At 38.6% G+C, this 16862-nt stretch carries 14 protein-coding genes and 2 pseudogenes; 8 read left to right on the plus strand and 8 right to left on the minus strand.

The genetic code is table 11. From position 1 onward, the window contains the following. Window positions 1-15 precede the first annotated feature (15 nt). Complete coding sequence (locus H4J39_RS16520; protein ID WP_182229457.1) at window positions 16-1380, plus strand: M20/M25/M40 family metallo-hydrolase; 1365 nt, start codon at window positions 16-18, stop codon at window positions 1378-1380. Between the two features lie 194 nt (window positions 1381-1574). On the opposite strand, the gene H4J39_RS16525 is transcribed toward H4J39_RS16520, so the two are convergent. After that, complete coding sequence (locus tag H4J39_RS16525; RefSeq protein ID WP_259368866.1) at window positions 1575-2021, minus strand: GNAT family N-acetyltransferase; 447 nt, start codon at window positions 2019-2021, stop codon at window positions 1575-1577. A gap of 297 nt (window positions 2022-2318) precedes the next feature. Between H4J39_RS16525 and H4J39_RS18970 the strand changes: the two genes are divergently transcribed. The 6 genes and pseudogenes from H4J39_RS18970 to H4J39_RS16550 all read left to right on the plus strand — a co-directional run bounded on the left by H4J39_RS18970 (window position 2319) and on the right by H4J39_RS16550 (window position 6944). Next, window positions 2319-2531, plus strand: coding sequence for a transposase (locus H4J39_RS18970; RefSeq protein WP_220462236.1), 213 nt, complete (start codon window positions 2319-2321; stop codon window positions 2529-2531). 60 nt (window positions 2532-2591) lie between these two features. After that, window positions 2592-2753, plus strand: a pseudogene (locus H4J39_RS18975) (transposase); the annotation flags it as partial. Between the two features lie 16 nt (window positions 2754-2769). Next, window positions 2770-3068, plus strand: a pseudogene (locus H4J39_RS19215) (aldehyde dehydrogenase family protein). Window positions 3069-3698: 630 nt separating this feature from the next. Then, window positions 3699-4487: a glycosyltransferase family 2 protein gene (locus H4J39_RS16540; RefSeq protein ID WP_182229458.1), complete on the plus strand. Its 789-nt coding sequence runs from the start codon at window positions 3699-3701 to the stop codon at window positions 4485-4487. Window positions 4488-4618: 131 nt separating this feature from the next. Next, window positions 4619-6379 carry a DUF5666 domain-containing protein gene (locus tag H4J39_RS16545; RefSeq protein WP_182229459.1) on the plus strand — a complete coding sequence of 587 codons (1761 nt, stop codon included), beginning with the start codon at window positions 4619-4621 and terminating at the stop codon, window positions 6377-6379. Between the two features lie 58 nt (window positions 6380-6437). Then, complete coding sequence (locus H4J39_RS16550; RefSeq protein WP_182229460.1) at window positions 6438-6944, plus strand: helix-turn-helix transcriptional regulator; 507 nt, start codon at window positions 6438-6440, stop codon at window positions 6942-6944. Between the two features lie 432 nt (window positions 6945-7376). On the opposite strand, the gene tnpB is transcribed toward H4J39_RS16550, so the two are convergent. Next, window positions 7377-7589, minus strand: a complete 213-nt coding sequence (tnpB, locus tag H4J39_RS16555; protein WP_182229461.1) for an IS66 family insertion sequence element accessory protein TnpB — start codon at window positions 7587-7589, stop codon at window positions 7377-7379. Then, window positions 7586-7846, minus strand: a complete 261-nt coding sequence (locus H4J39_RS16560; protein WP_259368867.1) for an IS66 family insertion sequence element accessory protein TnpB — start codon at window positions 7844-7846, stop codon at window positions 7586-7588. The genes tnpB and H4J39_RS16560 overlap by 4 nt, the downstream gene beginning before the upstream one ends. 226 nt (window positions 7847-8072) lie before the next feature. On the opposite strand from H4J39_RS16560, the gene H4J39_RS16565 reads away from it, so the two are divergent. Beyond that, complete coding sequence (locus tag H4J39_RS16565) at window positions 8073-8525, plus strand: isoprenylcysteine carboxylmethyltransferase family protein (protein WP_182229462.1); 453 nt, start codon at window positions 8073-8075, stop codon at window positions 8523-8525. A gap of 104 nt (window positions 8526-8629) precedes the next feature. On the opposite strand, the gene H4J39_RS16570 is transcribed toward H4J39_RS16565, so the two are convergent. The 5 genes from H4J39_RS16570 to dnaE all read right to left on the minus strand — a co-directional run bounded on the left by H4J39_RS16570 (window position 8630) and on the right by dnaE (window position 16821). Next, on the minus strand, window positions 8630-9199 hold the full coding sequence (locus tag H4J39_RS16570; protein WP_182229463.1) for an alkylphosphonate utilization protein: 570 nt from the start codon (window positions 9197-9199) through the stop codon (window positions 8630-8632). Between the two features lie 165 nt (window positions 9200-9364). Next, the gene (gene sstT / locus H4J39_RS16575; protein ID WP_182229464.1) at window positions 9365-10606 is read right to left on the minus strand and encodes a serine/threonine transporter SstT; all 1242 of its coding nucleotides are present in this window, start codon (window positions 10604-10606) and stop codon (window positions 9365-9367) included. A 108-nt stretch (window positions 10607-10714) separates the two neighbouring features. After that, entirely contained in the window at window positions 10715-12085 is a 1371-nt protein-coding gene (gene tilS, locus H4J39_RS16580) for a tRNA lysidine(34) synthetase TilS (protein WP_182229465.1), read from the minus strand. A gap of 143 nt (window positions 12086-12228) precedes the next feature. Continuing rightward, window positions 12229-13185 (minus strand): acetyl-CoA carboxylase carboxyl transferase subunit alpha, encoded by a 957-nt coding sequence (gene accA, locus H4J39_RS16585; protein WP_182180258.1) that lies wholly within the window; start codon window positions 13183-13185, stop codon window positions 12229-12231. A 171-nt stretch (window positions 13186-13356) separates the two neighbouring features. Then, window positions 13357-16821: a DNA polymerase III subunit alpha gene (gene dnaE / locus H4J39_RS16590; RefSeq protein ID WP_404842697.1), complete on the minus strand. Its 3465-nt coding sequence runs from the start codon at window positions 16819-16821 to the stop codon at window positions 13357-13359. Window positions 16822-16862 lie beyond the last annotated feature (41 nt).

The following is a 16862-nucleotide window of genomic DNA, read 5'->3' on the forward strand; positions in this document are numbered from 1 at the left end:
AACTAAGGACTAATAATGATAATAAAAAACAACCTTAAAAAAAGCCGTTTAACCTTAGCACTTCTCGCTGGAATAACCTTGCTTGCAGCCTGTGGTGAACAACCAACACCTGCGGTAAAAATTGCTAAAATGAACTCAATACAAGTTGTCAAAGATATCACTTACCTTGCCAGCGATAACCTAAAAGGGCGAGCAAGCTTTTCACCAGAAATTGATCAAGCCGCTGATTATATTAACCAACGTTTTACAGAAATAGGGTTAATTCCACTCGATACTAATAAAGACTTCAAGCAAACCTTCAAAGTCACCAGCATTATGCCAAGCAGTTTAACGGTAACATTAAACGGTAATGCCATTGAGGTCGCCCAATTAGGTATGGCAAGCACCATCGCGACTCTTGCATGGAACAGTGCAGAAGATGTTAATACCCATATTATTGGCGAAACTGACAATATGCGTGCGGCTTTAGGTAAAATGAATAATGAAGGCGGCGAACACTTTGTTATTATTCATTCAGCTCACGCTAAAACTTTTGCCGGTTATCAAGGTTACTTTAAACGTGGCTTAACTAAGCTTAGTCTTAAGCACCAAGGTGCTATTGTTATGGTGTTAGCTGATGACAGTGAAATAACCTCTCTAGTGGTTAATGCGGCCACGAGCATTACTGAGAAAACGTTAACCAATATTGTTGCGATACTCCCAGGCAAAGATAAAAATCTAGACAAGGCAAAAGAAGTCGTTTTATATTCATCTCACTACGACCACTTAGGGTTAAGCGCAGATGGTAAAGAGGTTTTTAATGGTGCTGATGATGATGCATCAGGTACTTCAGCTGTTATTAACCTTGCACAGCATTACGCGAGCCAAGGTACTAATAAAAGAACATTGATGTTCAGCGCCTTTACTGCTGAGGAAATTGGTGGCTTTGGCTCGAAATATTTTTCACAACAATTGAACCCTGATGATGTCGTGGCAATGATCAACATTGAAATGATCGGTAAACCTTCAAAATTTGGTGCGGGTACAATGTGGATGACAGGAATGGAACGTTCAAACTTAGGCGAATTACTTAACGCCAGTTTGCAGGAAAAAAACACTGAAGTATACAAAGACCCATATCCTGAGCAAGGTTTATTTTATCGTTCAGACAATGCGACACTCGCCAGACTAGGTGTTCCAGCCCATAGTTTTAGTAGCACACAACTTGATAAAGACCAGCATTATCATCAATCATCTGATGATATCAATAGCCTAGACTTAGATTCGATGTACGAAGTTATAGAGTCGTTATCAGTAGCGACTCAAGGTTTAGTCGATGGCAGTATTACGCCAACACGTATCGATGTAAGTACCGTTCGAGCAAGTGGAAAAATTTACTAAGTATTGCCATTCATTCTGAACATTGTCACTGTTTGTCATCGACGTACAAGGATGTACGATTGTCGTAAAGGAATTGACACCTATAAACGACAATGCCGCCGTGATATTGCCTACAAGGATGTAGGTATTTATTATTTTTCTGAGGCATAAATCATGACCGTTCATCGTGAACATAAAAAGCTCTCTAATTCTTATCAATCACAACGCATTTGATACTCTAATTCATTCTGCCCAATGACGATAAAACCATGGCGTAAATATAAAGAGATCACCGGATTTGCCAACAGAACGTTTAAAGTTAATGGTAACTTAAGTTCCTTCGCTTTTTTTTTGACTAAAGCTAACACTTTACTGCCCACCCCTTTTCCTTGGTATTTTGGAGATATCTGTAATTGTCTGATATGTAATTTATCAGCTAAAACTCCCAGTTTTATTAATCCTATGGGCTGTTTATCCATCAAAATAATAGATGAATCAGTCAAGAACTCACTGATCCGTTCTAGGTGCTGTTGATCAGATAAATTTAGTCCAGCACTGACAAGATGCTCTCCCATTGAGTCTTTTCTTAATTGCAGTAAATAGGGAATATCACTTTGCTGTGCTTGTCGAAATCCTATTGTTACTTTTTCATCATTCTGCATATTTTTACGTTTTTTTAATCACAAATCACCCACTATTCAATACAATACATAAAAACAACTAATCGTGTCTACTAAAGAACAGTGAGCGTATAGGTAACGGCACCTAGCTGCGCTCAACATTCCATGGTAAGAATGGTTCAAGATTATTTGGTTGCTCGGCAATATACTGCAAACATGTTGAGATATAGTCATGCACAACAAGACTATAGACCCTGTAACAAAATCTGTGTAACTGCCTATTATTAATACCCATGTAAGGTTAAGGGCAGGTAGACTATAAATAAGAAAGCACTTGAGGTGTTTGCGAAGCAAGCCGCCAAATCAATTAAAATCGAGTCAGACTTAACCGACTTTCGTAAAATGTTAACCAAGGTCACCGTTGAAGCAGCACTCAATGCTGAATTAGACGAGCACCTAGGTTATTCCCGTCATGAGCAATCCCGCAAAGATAACTACCGTAATGGCTATTCACCAAAACTATTCGTACAGAAGATTGTGAAGTATCATTAGACACGCCACGTGATGAGACCCTAGCTTTGAGCCTCTGCTCGTTAACAAAAATCAAACCCGCTTTACCTCGCCTTATGTGTCAATGTTGAAGGCCATAAAGAGTTACTCGGTATGTGGATATCAGAAAATGAAGGCGCAAAGTTCTGCCTTAATGTACTGACTGAACGTAAACGTCTGGGTGAAAGCACATATGCGCCAACCGTGCTACTTGCCTCCCGTTGATGACAAAGTGTCTACCATGGAATTTTTAGGCCCTGTGGTTTGTGTCTATGGCTATGACGATATTAACCAAGCCATTGCTCAAGCTAATTCGTTGGAATATGCCTTTCAATCCTCTGTGTTTACCAAAACCTTGATATAGCAATGAAAGCAATACAGGCATTGGACGCTACAGCAGTAATGGTAAATGACCATACGGCCTTTCGCGTTAATTGGATGCCTTCCGCTGGACGTAAAAAATCGGGTTATAATACCGGTGGTATCGCTTATACCATGCACGATATGTCTCAGGATAAAATGGCGGTTATTAAGCTCTAACGTTAATAATCTGTGCTATAAATACCCATTAAAAAAAGAGTCTCTAATTATTAGCGACTCTTTTTTATACACCCGGTTAACTTAAAAATTATTGCACCGCGATAATTCGCTCAACATCTGTGCTGCGTTATTATGCCAAAAGACAAAGTGTGACCAAATATAACTTGAAAATAAATCAATAAAATATTCATCTGATAGTTAATTTTGATTTTGTTAAATAATCAATAGAATGCAGGAGGACAATTCGCGGCTACTCTTAAACTTTTCTTAAGCTTTCCTTAAGTTTTACTTGATAAAATCATTGGTAATAGCGCGTAACTAAGTTGATATACCTTATGCATTACTTTTTAAAATCATGGTGTTATTCATAGTCCTTTTATCAGCCAGTTTATGTTCACTTTAATCAACAAAGCGGCTTAACTATTTAAGGGACCACGGTCTTGAAAAAATAAAATTTGGCTAAATTAGAACGCCAGCTAAAAAAATAGAATTCATTCGAGCAGCAAGTTTTAACATAAGTCTGTCTGAACTAGCTAAATAGGCTGATGAATGCCATTAAAAGTTAAAAGCTGTAGATGGCCTTCATCAGTAATTTAAATACATAACATCAAATATATTTGCAATCACTCTATGAATGTAATCACACCGAAGTCATTACCCATTAGCGTTTTTATCATTACCAAAAATGAAGAGGCTTACATTGAACAAGTATTATTGAGTGTTTCCAGTATGAATGAAGTCATACTAGTTGATTCAGGTAGTACAGATAACACGGTTAACATCGCAAAAAAACACGGTGCCAAAGTTTACCATCAAGCATGGTTAGGTTATGCCCGTCAAAAACAATTTGCTATGTCATTATGCTCAAATGAATGGGTCTTAAACTTAGATGGTGATGAAATACTGAACGCTGCTATTATTGCTCGTTTCAAAAAAATAGTTGAAAATAACGAAGCGGATAGTGTTAGATTTTTACGTCATGATATTTTTATTGGCAAGGTGTCATCTCGCTTTACCAAAAAAGCTAATAATCTTCGTCTTTATAAAAAATCTAAAGCTCATTTCAATGAAAATGACTTAGTACATGAAAGTGCAACCGTCGAGGGTAAAGAAATTTTCATTAATGAGTCATTTGATCATTATGGTTATGGTAGCGTTGCTGTAATGACCGATAAATGTAATCAGTACTCAAGTTTAAAGGCTCAAGAAAAAATTTTAAAAAGCAGATCCTATTCCACATTAAAGTTATTTCTTGTCTTTCCAGTGACATTTATTAAAAAATATATTGTTCAAGGCCATATTTTCTCTGGTAATAGAGGCTTAATAACGGCCATGATAGCTTCGTACTATGCCTTGATAAAAGAAGCAAAACTGTATGAACTACATCAGTTAAACAAACTGAATAAAAATAATCACTAAATATATTTTAGTTATTAATTATCAGGCTGCAGCGCCTATAAATAGCCGCATAGGTCATTCAACCCATGTGAATAAAACTTAGTATTTGATATCTTCGTATCAATTAGATTAACCAACAGGTAGCAGCACTTATGTCTTACAACAAAAAAAAGATTTACTCACTGAATATAATTACCGCGACACTGCTTTTTGGTTGCGGCGGCTCAGGAGGCTCTGAAACGACTATCACGCCAGCTCCACCGAGCCAACCAGAACCTATTGCAAGTTCACCTAGTTTAGTCTCCTCGACCGGTGTTATTACTGGCTTTGGCAGTGTTTATGTTAATGGCGTACGATATCTTACTGACAATGCTGACATCAATATCAATGGCAATAGTGGTGCTGATGTCTCGTTGTTGAAGGTAGGTATGCATGTAACTATTGCTTCAAGCGACGATAATAGTGAGAGCCCCGAAGCCTTAAGAGTGACTTATGAATCTGAAGTAGAAGGTATGGTGAGCTCAATAGATCGGGATAACCAAACCATCATTGTCGCAGGCACGTTAATCTCCTATAACAATCTCACTCACTTTATTGATATTACTGAAGCTAACTTGTCTGTGTCTCAGCGAATAGAAGTTAATGGCTATTTAAGACAGGATAATTCTTATCTAGCAACTATGATAAAACTTGACGCTGATACCAGTAATGACCAGGCTGAATATACCCGAGGATTAATTGAACAGCTCAATACAACGAATAGAACCTTTCGCTTAGATCAATTGATTATTGACTACAATACCGCCTCAATTGAAGGGGAACTCAGTAATGGGGCTTTAGTCAAAGTTGAAGGTGTTCTAACCAACGAAACGATTATCGCATCTCACATTGAAACCGAGATGTTTGACGGCAATAGCGACTCTTCATCGGAAGAGTTCTCTCGTTATGAAGTTGAAGGCATAGTATCGGCGTTCGATGCCACGAACAACACCATAACCGTCAATGGCTATACCTTTACGCTTGCTGATACAGTTCAATACCAAGGTGGCACAGCAGATGCTTTAATAGCTGGTGCATTTGTTGAACTCGAATTATCGACTAGCAAAGCAGTCTTACGTATTGAATTTGAAGCAGACAAATATCGTTATGATGGCAAAGTTAAAGGCAATATTGAGCAAATTGATTTAGATAATCAATTAATTACCCTGTATGGCCAAGCTTATAAGCTAAGTATCAATACCCGATTTGAAGATGATGACGATCAATATGTTAATTTACAAAATCTACAAGTTAATGATGCTGTTGAAATAGTGTTTGCTCTGATTGATGGCATTAAAGTCATACAGCGAATTGAGCGAGAAAACAGCAGCGAATTTAACGATGAGTGGGAAATTGAAGGGGTTGTCAGTGCATTCGACACTTCATCAATCACGGTTAATGGTGTAAGAATTTTGTTGAATAATAGCAGCCTGTATCTTAATCAAGATATTGTGGTTGCAATGGATGATTTCATTAATGCGCTTGTACTAGGTATCTCTGTCGAAATAGAAGGTTACTACGATAGTAATAATCAATTAGTCATTAACAAACTTGAACTAAAGTCACCTTCACAAGGTGATGATCCATCAGACGACCAAGACGATTCATCCGACGATGATGCTGGCCAAGGTTACGTAGAAATCGAAGGTCGGGTATCGCAATTACTATCTGCAACTAGCTTTACGCTTAATGGCTATGAAGTACGTTTAGATAATAGCGCTAGCTTAGAACTCAATGATCAAAACGTTAATTTAGTTGACTTTATGAATGCAGTATCGGTTAATACCCCGGTAGATATTGAAGGTGTATGGGTTGAAAATACCTATATTCGCGTATTAGAAGCTGAAATTGAATCGAATGGAAACGATGATTAAACTCAAAGGAGTGTAACAATAAAGCGAGGTTTATCCTCGCTTTTTTTATGGGATTAAAATGCATAAAGATAAAATAATATCACTGGCCCTTTCACTTATCATTGGCTTTAAACTGGTAGATATTTATGTCGATTTTAAAAGTGAAGTTAGCTACATTCATTTAGCACAAGAGCTCACTCTGGTTATTATTTCGTTATCACTTTTTATCTTTCTCATGAAAGATATTTTTACCCGCAGCAAGCAAACTAACTATTTACTGGGACAATTAGACTCCAGCCAACACCAGCAAAAAATACTCAATAAGCAATTAGAAAGAAGTAAGAACAGTTTTTTTGATGCCATTAACGCGCAATTCGCTATTTGGGAACTCACTGCGGCAGAACATGATATTGCTCTTTTTCTCTTAAAAGGCTTAACGATTGCTGAAATTGCTTCGCTAATGCAAAAATCAGAAAAAACAGTGCGTAACCAGGCTTCGTCGGTTTATAAAAAATCCCAAGTCAGCGGCCGGCATGAACTAGCAGCAATTTTCTTTGAGTTTTGGGAAGTAGATTCCAAGCATTAACCTTAATGCCCTGAGTAATAACTAGTGCTAATAGCTAGTGTTAATGCCGAATACTCTTACTAATACTCGTGCCAATAACCAGTAAATAAAAAGGCCGCAATCTGTGGTGATATAAGCATTATAATATAAAAGTGATTAGCGTATTGAAAACAGCGTTTCACTTTATTAGCTTGGTATAGGGTGCTTGGTTAGGAATCTACCTTCAAATAAAAAATACTATTTAGGACCGAAACATAAGCTATTTATTGGACCATTACACTAATTAAGTGATCTACTTTATCAGGCTGAAAAATGGATAAATGCAAGGTAATTAACTATCGATGTACTTGTTACTTTTACTTAATTCATCCCCCTGCTAATCAGTAGTTAATCAGTATACTGTAAGCGTATGGGGATCAGCACCTAGCGGTGCTCAATTGAACTTTTGTTTTTCTAAGCGCTTTTGCCAAAGCGCAATTCAGTTTTGTCCCAGTACAGTATTTTCAGTTTATCTTTGGCTTTATTGCAAAAAACGAATAAAGCCCCCGTATAGGCATTACGGTTTAGCTTATCTTCAACAAGTGCCGCAAGGTCATTTATTGCCTTGCGAAAGTCGATAAAATCTCGATGTAAGAAAACCACTGAAGGGTCAACAAACATCTTCATAAAACTAACGCTCGTAATAATAGACTTAAATAGGTAGCGAAAGTGGTACTTGGCAAGCTGACGTTAGCCGTACCAATGGTTAGCGTTATTAACGCTTGCTCTTCAAGGATTTCCACTTGATGGGTTATTTTGGCACGAACAAAGTTTTCAGACGTCAAACTAGGTTTATGTTTAACCGCATAAAGACTCGATGTTGATAACTGCTGTTGTTGGCAATAGTCAATGATGGTTAAGCCGCTGGTTTGTTGATCATCCATAATGGTTTGCCATTGTTCTTGCTACGCGTAATTCTCATGTTTATCTCCTAAATGAAGTGTGGAGATAACATACCGGAGATCAAACGCAAACAGCAGGTGTCGTTAGCTATACGCTTACAAAGAACCTATAACGGCTAATGATAAATTTATCGATTAATGATGATCAACAAGCAACACAGTCTGCTAACATACTACTTAATAAAGCATATTAACATTAAGGAAAATCATGGAGTTAAAGATAATACCTGTTGTACAAGTACTGATCGCTGTTATCTTGATGATAACCTTCAGTAAATTGTGGCCTATGTTTTCATTCAATTGGCCAGCGCACCTGATAGTTGCTCTATTGTTATTAGTACTTTCGGTGGGGGTGGGTATTTCAGCAATAGTCAGTTTTAAAAAGCACAAAACAACGGTTAACCCAACAAAACCAGAAACAAGTTCAACAGTCGTCAGTTCAGGCATTTATGCTACTTCTCGTAACCCGATGTATTTAGCCATGCTTATAGCACTCGTATCTCTCACTTATTACTTACAGCATTTGATGTGCTTACCCGTGATACTTATTTTTATGAGTTACATGACGCTTTATCAAATTATTCCAGAAGAACAGATGTTAACGAAGATATTTGGCCAGCAGTACATTGATTACCAGGCAAAAGTTAGGCGGTGGTTATAACCCGAGAGGTGAATATCTTAAAGCCCTAAATTAAAGGGCGATAAGACATTGAGTATTCTTCATGCACCCTAATGCATTTAAACGCTTTTAGCATGATGGTTTGATTACGCTTTTTTCAAGTACGCCGAAACTAAAACAATACGCGTACCGTTTACTTTACCTTCTATGTGCTCAGGGTTATCTGTTAGTGCAATACCACGTACCATAGTGCCCTGCTTAGCCGTAAAGTTAGCGCCTTTTACTTTTAAATCTTTAATCAAGGTAACATCGTCGCCATCTTGTAATTCAGTACCGTTACTGTCTCGTGTAGGTCCTTCGCGCTCAGCGGCTGCGATACCTTGCTCTGCCCAGGTTTTTACATCATCTTCCATGTAAATCATTTCAAGTGCATCTTGCGCCCAGCTTTCTGCAGAAAGTTTATGAAGCAGACGATACGACATTACTTGCACAGCAGGTTCTTGGCTCCACATACTGTCATTTAGACAACGCCAGTGACTAACGTCTATTTCTGTCTCGCCATTAATTTGTGCCGTACAAGTAGCACAGAGGTATATACACTGCTGAGCACTTAAATCACTGGTTGGGGGGACAGGAAATACCGCTAGTTTGTCGATTGAGGTACACAATTCACAGCGAGTGTTACTGCGTGCTTTTAATGCATTTTCGGTAGGCATAATATTAATTCACTAATTTTTGAAAAGATAATTTTTGGCTATTATGCTCCTAATTCAGTGATTTAAAAAGTGCTGATTAATCACTGAAGGTAAATGGCGTTCCCCTTTCATTTAAAGACAGTACCTTAAGGCATTAAAACACTGTCTTTAAGAGAAGGGTAAAAGCTATTGCTCTAAGTTTTTAGTGATATGGTGCGAGGCTGCTGCGGTAAAAATAACATCTGTAGAGCTATTCAACGCCGTCTCAGCAGAGTCTTGAATAACACCAATAATAAAGCCTATTGCGACAACTTGCATCGCAATGTCGCTATCGATACCAAACAAACCACAAGCCAATGGAATAAGTAATAAAGACCCACCTGCCACACCAGAAGCACCACAAGCTGATACCGAGGCAATAACGCTCAATAAAATAGCAGTCGCAAAATCAACTTCGATGTTTAAAGTATTCGCCGCCGCAAGTGTTAAAACGGTAATAGTAATGGCGGCTCCCGCCATATTAATAGTTGCCCCTAAAGGAATTGAAACTGAGTAAGTATCTTCATGTAGGTTAAGCTTTTCACATAATTCCATATTCACAGGAATATTTGCCGCCGAACTACGCGTAAAGAATGCAGTAATACCTGATTCTTTTAAACATGTGAGTACTAACGGATAAGGATTTTTACGCATAATAAAATAAACAATAATAGGATTAACAACCAACGCAATAATAAGCATTGAACCTAAAAGTACCAGCACTAAATGGCTAAATTCACCCAAGGTATCAAAACCTGTCGTTGCTATCGTATTAGCAACCAACCCCATAATACCTAAAGGTGCGAAACGGATGACCAATTTGACAACGCTTGAGATAGCTTCAGCGAAATCGTGAACCATCACCTTTGTTGATTCACTGCCTTTTTTTAAGGCGAAACCTAAGCCTAAGCCCCAAGCTAAAATTCCAATAAAATTCCCTGTAACAACGGCATTGAAAGGATTATCAACAATTTTAAATGCTAGCGTTGATAATATTTCACCTAAACCTTGTGGCGGATTAGCATTTGCGCCAACTATATCTAACGTTAATTGCACAGGAAAAGCAAAACTTAATGCGACAGCAACTAACGCGGCACTAATTGTTCCAAGTAAGTAAAGACCAACTATAGGTTTTAAGTTAGCGTCACTATTAGTTTTTTGATTTGCAATTGATGAGGCGACTAAAGCGAGCACCAAAATAGGAGCTACCGCTTTTAATGCACTAACAAATAAACTCCCTAGTATAGAAAATGACTGAGCTATTTCAGGTGAAATAAGGGCGATAAGAACGCCAAAAACAATTGCAATAATGATTTGGTTTACGATGTTAATAGATTTTAGCTTGCCAAATAGCGACTGGTTTTCTAAAGAAGTATTATCTGTTGTCATAGTTTTTCTTATATTAGTTATTGTTCTTATTATTAAGATAAGGTGTTGATGAAAGATTTTTACCACTTATGCACCAACACTGTCTAGTTTATTCGTTTCACGGTCACTTTATAAAGACAGTTCACCCTCCCATGAAAGCGCAAAAGCTGAACTTTCGTTATCTGCTAAATAAGCCTTACAGACAAACTGTCCTATTACAGCAACTAATTCATTGTCATAAAATAGAAAAGGTAATCTTTTTCTCTGCCAAGGTGGAATAACAAGCTCTTGTAAGATCTTTTTCACAGGCCGTGAATGCTGCCGGTATTGTGGCAAACATTTTGGGTTTTCATGAGAAAATCGAATGGTGACTATTTCGTTATTTATTGGCTTTTTAATAAACGCTTGCCAATGTTTAGTTACGGGCTTTTCACGAGTGGGCATAAAAAAGCTCAATAAACCTAATTTATCTGGTAGCACGATATTGACGAGTTTTTTATCTGCTAAAGCCGCTAAATTGACATCATGCTGCCATAAAGAAAGGTCTTGGAAAATAGATGTTAGATAAAGTTCGCCTTTAAATCTCCTTATGCAACACTCAGCTAATTGAACAACCGGCGACTTATCTGCGTCTGCATTTAATTGCTGACATATTTGCTTTAGTTGCTGACGACTCGGCATTAAAAAATCACCAAGTGATAGAAAATAGCGTAATAGATTCTTAAGCCGCGGTTCACTCAAGCTATTCAAATAAAGCACAGAAAGCGTATTAGTTGACTGCTGGCAATTAGCTAAGTCTTGCTGCGCTAATTCATCAAGCAACTGCTGCGCTTCAAGACAATGCTCGGCACTTCGTGCAATGGTTTTGTTGATGCTTGGCCAGCGCTCAGTTAATTTAGGTAAGATTTGGTGGCGAAGAAAATTTCGATCAAAGCGCTCATCAATATTAGATTCGTCTTCTATCCAGTTTAACGCATGCTCTTTTGCATAAGCTTCAATCTGCGTTCGAGAAATCGTTAATAAGGGTCTAACAAGTAACTGAGCTGAGAACGTTATTTCACTTTGCATCGCTGACAAACCTTTTAAACCCGAGCCTCTTTTTAGCGCGAGTAGGAAGGTTTCCGCTTGGTCGTCACTATGATGACCCGTAACAATTAAGTCATTTGATGTCGCAACTGACTTGAGTGCTTTATAACGTGCATCACGCGCTTGTGCTTCTAAACTCTGTTGTGCGGTGGCTTGCACATTTACAGAAATAATTTCTAACGGAAGATCAAATTTTTGGCATTGTTCTTTAGCAAATGCTTGCCATTTTAAAGCATTAGGACTTAAGCCATGATCAACATGACAGACACGAATATTGGTATTAATTGCATTTTGTTTTTTTAAAGAAGCAAGATTGTGTAAAAGAACTTGTGAGTCAATACCGCCACTGTAGGCAATAAGGAGTGATGATGTAGGATGTTGAGAAAAAAAATCTCTTAACGTATTTTCAATCATAATTTACTTTGTAAATAGACACTGGCATGAACAAAGCTGAAGCTTTAACTTAAATATAAATATAAATATAAATATAAAGATAAAGCTGCAACTTTATCAGCAAAGTGTTAAATAACACTTTACCGATGTCGGCTTAAAACGACTTAACAGTAACCGAAAGACATTAATCTGTCGTAACGCTTTTCTATTAATTCATCTTTTGATAACCCTTCTAACTCAGCAAGGTTAGATTTTAATTCTTGCTTTAAGTTAGCAGCCATAATATCCATATCACGATGTGCACCGCCTAATGGCTCTTCAACAATATTATCAATAAGCTCTAACTCTTTAATACGTGTAGCCGTAATACCCATTGCGGCGGCAGCAGTCGGTGCTTTTTCTGCCGTTTTCCACAAAATTGAAGCACAACCTTCAGGAGAAATTACTGAATACGTAGAGTATTTGAGCATATTAACGCGGTCACCTACGCCAATCGCTAATGCCCCACCAGAACCACCTTCACCAATAACAGTACAAACAATGGGTACGGTTAATCGTGACATCACTTTTAAGTTCATCGCTATCGCTTCACTTTGACCACGTTCTTCTGCGCCAATACCTGGGTATGCGCCTGGGGTGTCAATAAAGGTGATTATTGGCATATTGAAACGTTCAGCCATTTGCATTAAGCGTAAAGCCTTGCGGTAACCTTCAGGGCGAGGCATACCGAAGTTGCGTTTAACTTTTTCGGCTGTTGAACGGCCTTTTTGATGACCAATAATCATGACAGGCTTTCCGTCTAAGCGTGCAGTACCACCAACAATCGCGCGATCGTCTGCGTAATGTCTGTCACCTGCGAGCTCGTCGAATTCAGTAAAGATGCGCGGAATATAATCAAGCGTATATGGACGCTGTGGATGACGAGCAACGCGGGCTGTTTGCCAAGGGTCAAGATTAGCGAAAATCTTTTTGGTTAACTCTGCATTCTTACCACGTAATTGGGTAATTTGCTCTTCGAGATCAAGATCTAATTCTTGACCATTATTCACTAATTCTAATTCTTCAATTTTTGCATCAAGCTCTGCAATAGGTTGCTCGAAATCTAAAAAATTTAATGACATATGATTATTCTTACCTATGTTCTATGCCGTTTTATCAACAACAGCATTATTATTCAAATAGAGTACTGAGTAGTTATCCATAACGGCTCAGTTGTTAACAAAGTCGTCATCGACATTGTTATAAATTGTTTTTATGGGTTAACAGTAAGTTACCATTTAATGCGACCTAAATCATTTAAACCTTAAAGTAACATCTCCATCACCTAATAAAGTTTTCAATTCATGTAATAAAGGGTCTGCAGGCGTTACACGCCATTGTACGCCTAATTCTAGCATAGCTTTTGCTTCATCTCTTTGATAAAACAGGCGAACTGGGCACGTACCATCTTTGTACGGTGTTAATACATCAGTAAATTTCTCAATAAAACCTTTACCTGCTTTAGTTTTATTAACATTTATATCGACTGAAGTAACATAATTTTCTCGAGCATCGGCAACTGTCATGATATCTCGAGCGGTCATTGTAATGCCTCCGGAGTATTCATCAAAGCTGACCTGTCCGCTACACACTAAAATAGCATCACTAATGAGCAATTCTGCAAATTTATCATAGTCATCAGGAAAGAGTCTAATATCCATTCGAGCACTTTTATCGTCAAGCGTAACCAGTGCCCATCGTCTACCCCGTTTATTGACCATCACTCTTACGCCTAAGACCAAACCTACGGCAACGGTAGTTTTATCTTTGCTAGTCGGCTGCAAGCTTACTAAGCGCCCTGAGGCGTAGTACTTAATCTCACTTAAGAATCGATTAATGGGGTGGCCTGTTAGATATAGGCCCAGCGTCTCTTTTTCGCCATTAAGCCAAACTTCCTCTGCCCACATTGGCACATCTTTAAACGCTTGTCGGGTATCTTCTGGCTCTTCATTAATTAAGCCAAATAAATCATTTTGCCCAACCGCTTGTGCTTTAGCATATTGATCTGCCGCTTTAATCGCTTCAGGTAACGTTTCAAATAAAACGGCTCGATTGGGCACTTCTTTGCCATTAATTATTTTTTTCGGGCCTAAGCTATCCATTGCACCCGCTTTGACCAATTTTTCTAAGACACGTTTATTAATTTTTTTCAGATCAAGGCGAGCACAAAAATCAAAGAGATCGCTAAATTCACCTCCAAGCTCACGTGCAGCAATAATGGCTTCAATAGGACCCTCTCCCACGCCCTTTACTGCGCCAATGCCATAAACAATTTGATCTTGTTCGTTAACCGTAAATTTATATTGGCCAGCGTTGACATCAGGAGGGAGTAAATCGATGCCCATATTGCCACATTCATCAACAAGGGTAACAATTTTGTCAGTGTTATCGATATCTGCTGACATTACCGCAGCCATAAAGGGTGCAGGAAAATGGGTCTTCATCCATAAGGTTTGATAAGAAACCAGTGCGTAAGCCGCTGAATGTGATTTATTAAAACCATAACCAGCGAATTTTTCAACCAGATCGAAAATTTTCATGGCGAGTTCGCCATCAACACCACGGTCAATAGCTCCTTGCTCAAAACCAGCACGCTGCTTAGCCATTTCTTCAGGCTTTTTCTTACCCATAGCACGACGCAGCATATCGGCGCCACCTAGCGAGTAGCCAGCCAATACTTGTGCAATTTGCATTACCTGCTCTTGGTATAAAATAATACCGTAAGTGGGTTCAAGAATAGGTTTTAAATCAATATGCTGCCATGTAGCATCGGGGTAACTAACAACTTCACGACCGTGTTTACGTTCGATAAAGTTATCAACCATGCCTGACTGTAATGGGCCCGGCCTAAAAAGTGCCACAAGCGCGATAATATCTTCAAAGCAATCGGGTTTTAGTTTAGCAATAAGCGATTTCATACCGCTAGACTCAAGCTGGAAAACAGCTGTTGTCTCTGACTTCAATAACACCTTAAAGCTAGCGGGGTCTTCTAAAGGGATGCGCGAAATATCGATAGGTGCTTTGCCTTCCTTTAACAACTTTACGTCAGCCATTTCAATAGCCCACTGTAAAATGGTTAACGTTCTAAGCCCTAGAAAGTCAAACTTGACTAACCCCGCATCTTCAACATCATTTTTATCGAACTGTGTAACCGGGTTTTTACCTTCGTCGTCACAATAAAGTGGCGCAAAATCTGTGATGGTTGTTGGCGAAATAACAACACCACCAGCATGTTTACCGGCATTACGTGTCGTACCTTCTAAAATACGACACATATCAATTAAATCTTTTACCTCAGAGTCTTGCGCATAAGCTTCAGGTAATTTTGGCTCTTCCTCGAAAGCTTTCGCTAAAGTCATTCCCGGTGTTGGCGGAATAAGTTTTGAAATACGGTCAACAAAACCATAAGGATGGCCAAGTACACGGCCAACATCTCGAATAACCGCTTTTGCTGCCATCGTACCAAAGGTGATAATTTGCGACACCGCATCACGGCCATAAAGTTCAGCAACGTGGTCGATCACTTCATCTCGTCTGTCCATACAGAAATCAATATCAAAATCGGGCATTGATACACGTTCAGGATTCAAGAAACGTTCAAACAGTAAGTCGTATTCAAGGGGATCTAAGTCAGTAATTTTTTGTGCATAGGCTACGAGTGAACCAGCGCCAGAACCACGACCTGGGCCAACGGGAATATTGTTATCTTTACTCCACTGAATGAACTCCATGACGATCAAGAAATAACCGGGAAAACCCATATTATTTACAACTTTAAGCTCTATGGCTAAGCGTTCATCGTAAGGTTTACGTTTTTCAGCAAAGTCTGGCGAATCTTTATCAAATAAGGTTTCTAAGCGGTCTTGTAAACCCTCTTCAGACACTTTAACGAGGTAATCCTCTATTGATAAACCTTCTGTAGGAAAGTCAGGTAAAACATATTCACCAAGCCTTACAGTAACATTACAGCGTTTAGCTATTTCTACAGTATTTTCAAGTGCTTCAGGAATGTCAGAAAATAATTCACACATTTCCTCTTCACTACGAAGGTATTGTTCTTTGGAATATTTTTTAGGGCGTCGTTTATCATTAAGCGTAAAACCATCATGTATAGCTACACGTATTTCATGGGCATCGAATCGCTTAGGAGAAATAAACATAACTTCATTGGTGGCAACCACCGGGAGTGATACCCTTTCGGCAAGCTCTACCGCTAAATGAATATAGTTTTCTTCATTTTCTCTATTGGTTCTGATCAGTTCAAGGTAAAAGCAGTTAGGAAAATACTGTTGATAAAAGTCAACCATTTGCTCAACAAGATCTGTATTCCCTTTAATTAACGCTTTACCAATATCACCTTCGCGGCCAGCCGATAATAGAATTAACCCTGGCGCATATTTAATCAACCAAAGCTTATCGATAACCGCTTTGCCTTGAATATGACCGCGAAGATAGGCTTGAGAAATAAGCTCGGTTAAATTTTTATAACCGACATTATCTGTCGCTAAGACAACAATGCGAAAAAGTTCATTTTCTAACTCTTCACTTTTCACCCAGAAATCACAACCAATAATAGGCTTAATACCTGCGCCATGAGCAGCATGATAATACTTAACTAAACCACAAAGGTTGGTTTGGTCAGTAAGTGCAAGGGCTGGCATTCCTAAATCGGCCGCTTTAGCGATAATCGGTTTTACTTTATTCAAACCGTCACACATTGAATAGTCACTGTGCACGCGCAAATGAATAAACTTGGGTT

Source organism: Colwellia sp. Bg11-12, from assembly GCF_014076955.1.
Lineage (GTDB): Bacteria > Pseudomonadota > Gammaproteobacteria > Enterobacterales > Alteromonadaceae > Colwellia_A.

What these genes read in the sequence shown, in the direction of transcription:
- H4J39_RS16520 (WP_182229457.1), top strand. Translation starts at nt 16, where the DNA reads ATGATAATAAAAAACAACCTTAAAAAAAGCCGTTTAACCTTAGCACTT.
- H4J39_RS16525 (WP_259368866.1), bottom strand. Translation starts at nt 2,021, where the DNA reads ATGCAGAATGATGAAAAAGTAACAATAGGATTTCGACAAGCACAGCAA.
- H4J39_RS16540 (WP_182229458.1), top strand. Translation starts at nt 3,699, where the DNA reads ATGAATGTAATCACACCGAAGTCATTACCCATTAGCGTTTTTATCATT.
- H4J39_RS16545 (WP_182229459.1), top strand. Translation starts at nt 4,619, where the DNA reads ATGTCTTACAACAAAAAAAAGATTTACTCACTGAATATAATTACCGCG.
- H4J39_RS16550 (WP_182229460.1), top strand. Translation starts at nt 6,438, where the DNA reads ATGCATAAAGATAAAATAATATCACTGGCCCTTTCACTTATCATTGGC.
- tnpB (WP_182229461.1), bottom strand. Translation starts at nt 7,589, where the DNA reads ATGAAGATGTTTGTTGACCCTTCAGTGGTTTTCTTACATCGAGATTTT.
- H4J39_RS16560 (WP_259368867.1), bottom strand. Translation starts at nt 7,846, where the DNA reads ATGGATGATCAACAAACCAGCGGCTTAACCATCATTGACTATTGCCAA.
- H4J39_RS16565 (WP_182229462.1), top strand. Translation starts at nt 8,073, where the DNA reads ATGGAGTTAAAGATAATACCTGTTGTACAAGTACTGATCGCTGTTATC.
- H4J39_RS16570 (WP_182229463.1), bottom strand. Translation starts at nt 9,199, where the DNA reads ATGCCTACCGAAAATGCATTAAAAGCACGCAGTAACACTCGCTGTGAA.
- sstT (WP_182229464.1), bottom strand. Translation starts at nt 10,606, where the DNA reads ATGACAACAGATAATACTTCTTTAGAAAACCAGTCGCTATTTGGCAAG.
- tilS (WP_182229465.1), bottom strand. Translation starts at nt 12,085, where the DNA reads ATGATTGAAAATACGTTAAGAGATTTTTTTTCTCAACATCCTACATCA.
- accA (WP_182180258.1), bottom strand. Translation starts at nt 13,185, where the DNA reads ATGTCATTAAATTTTTTAGATTTCGAGCAACCTATTGCAGAGCTTGAT.
- dnaE (WP_404842697.1), bottom strand. Translation starts at nt 16,821, where the DNA reads ATGTGTGACGGTTTGAATAAAGTAAAACCGATTATCGCTAAAGCGGCC.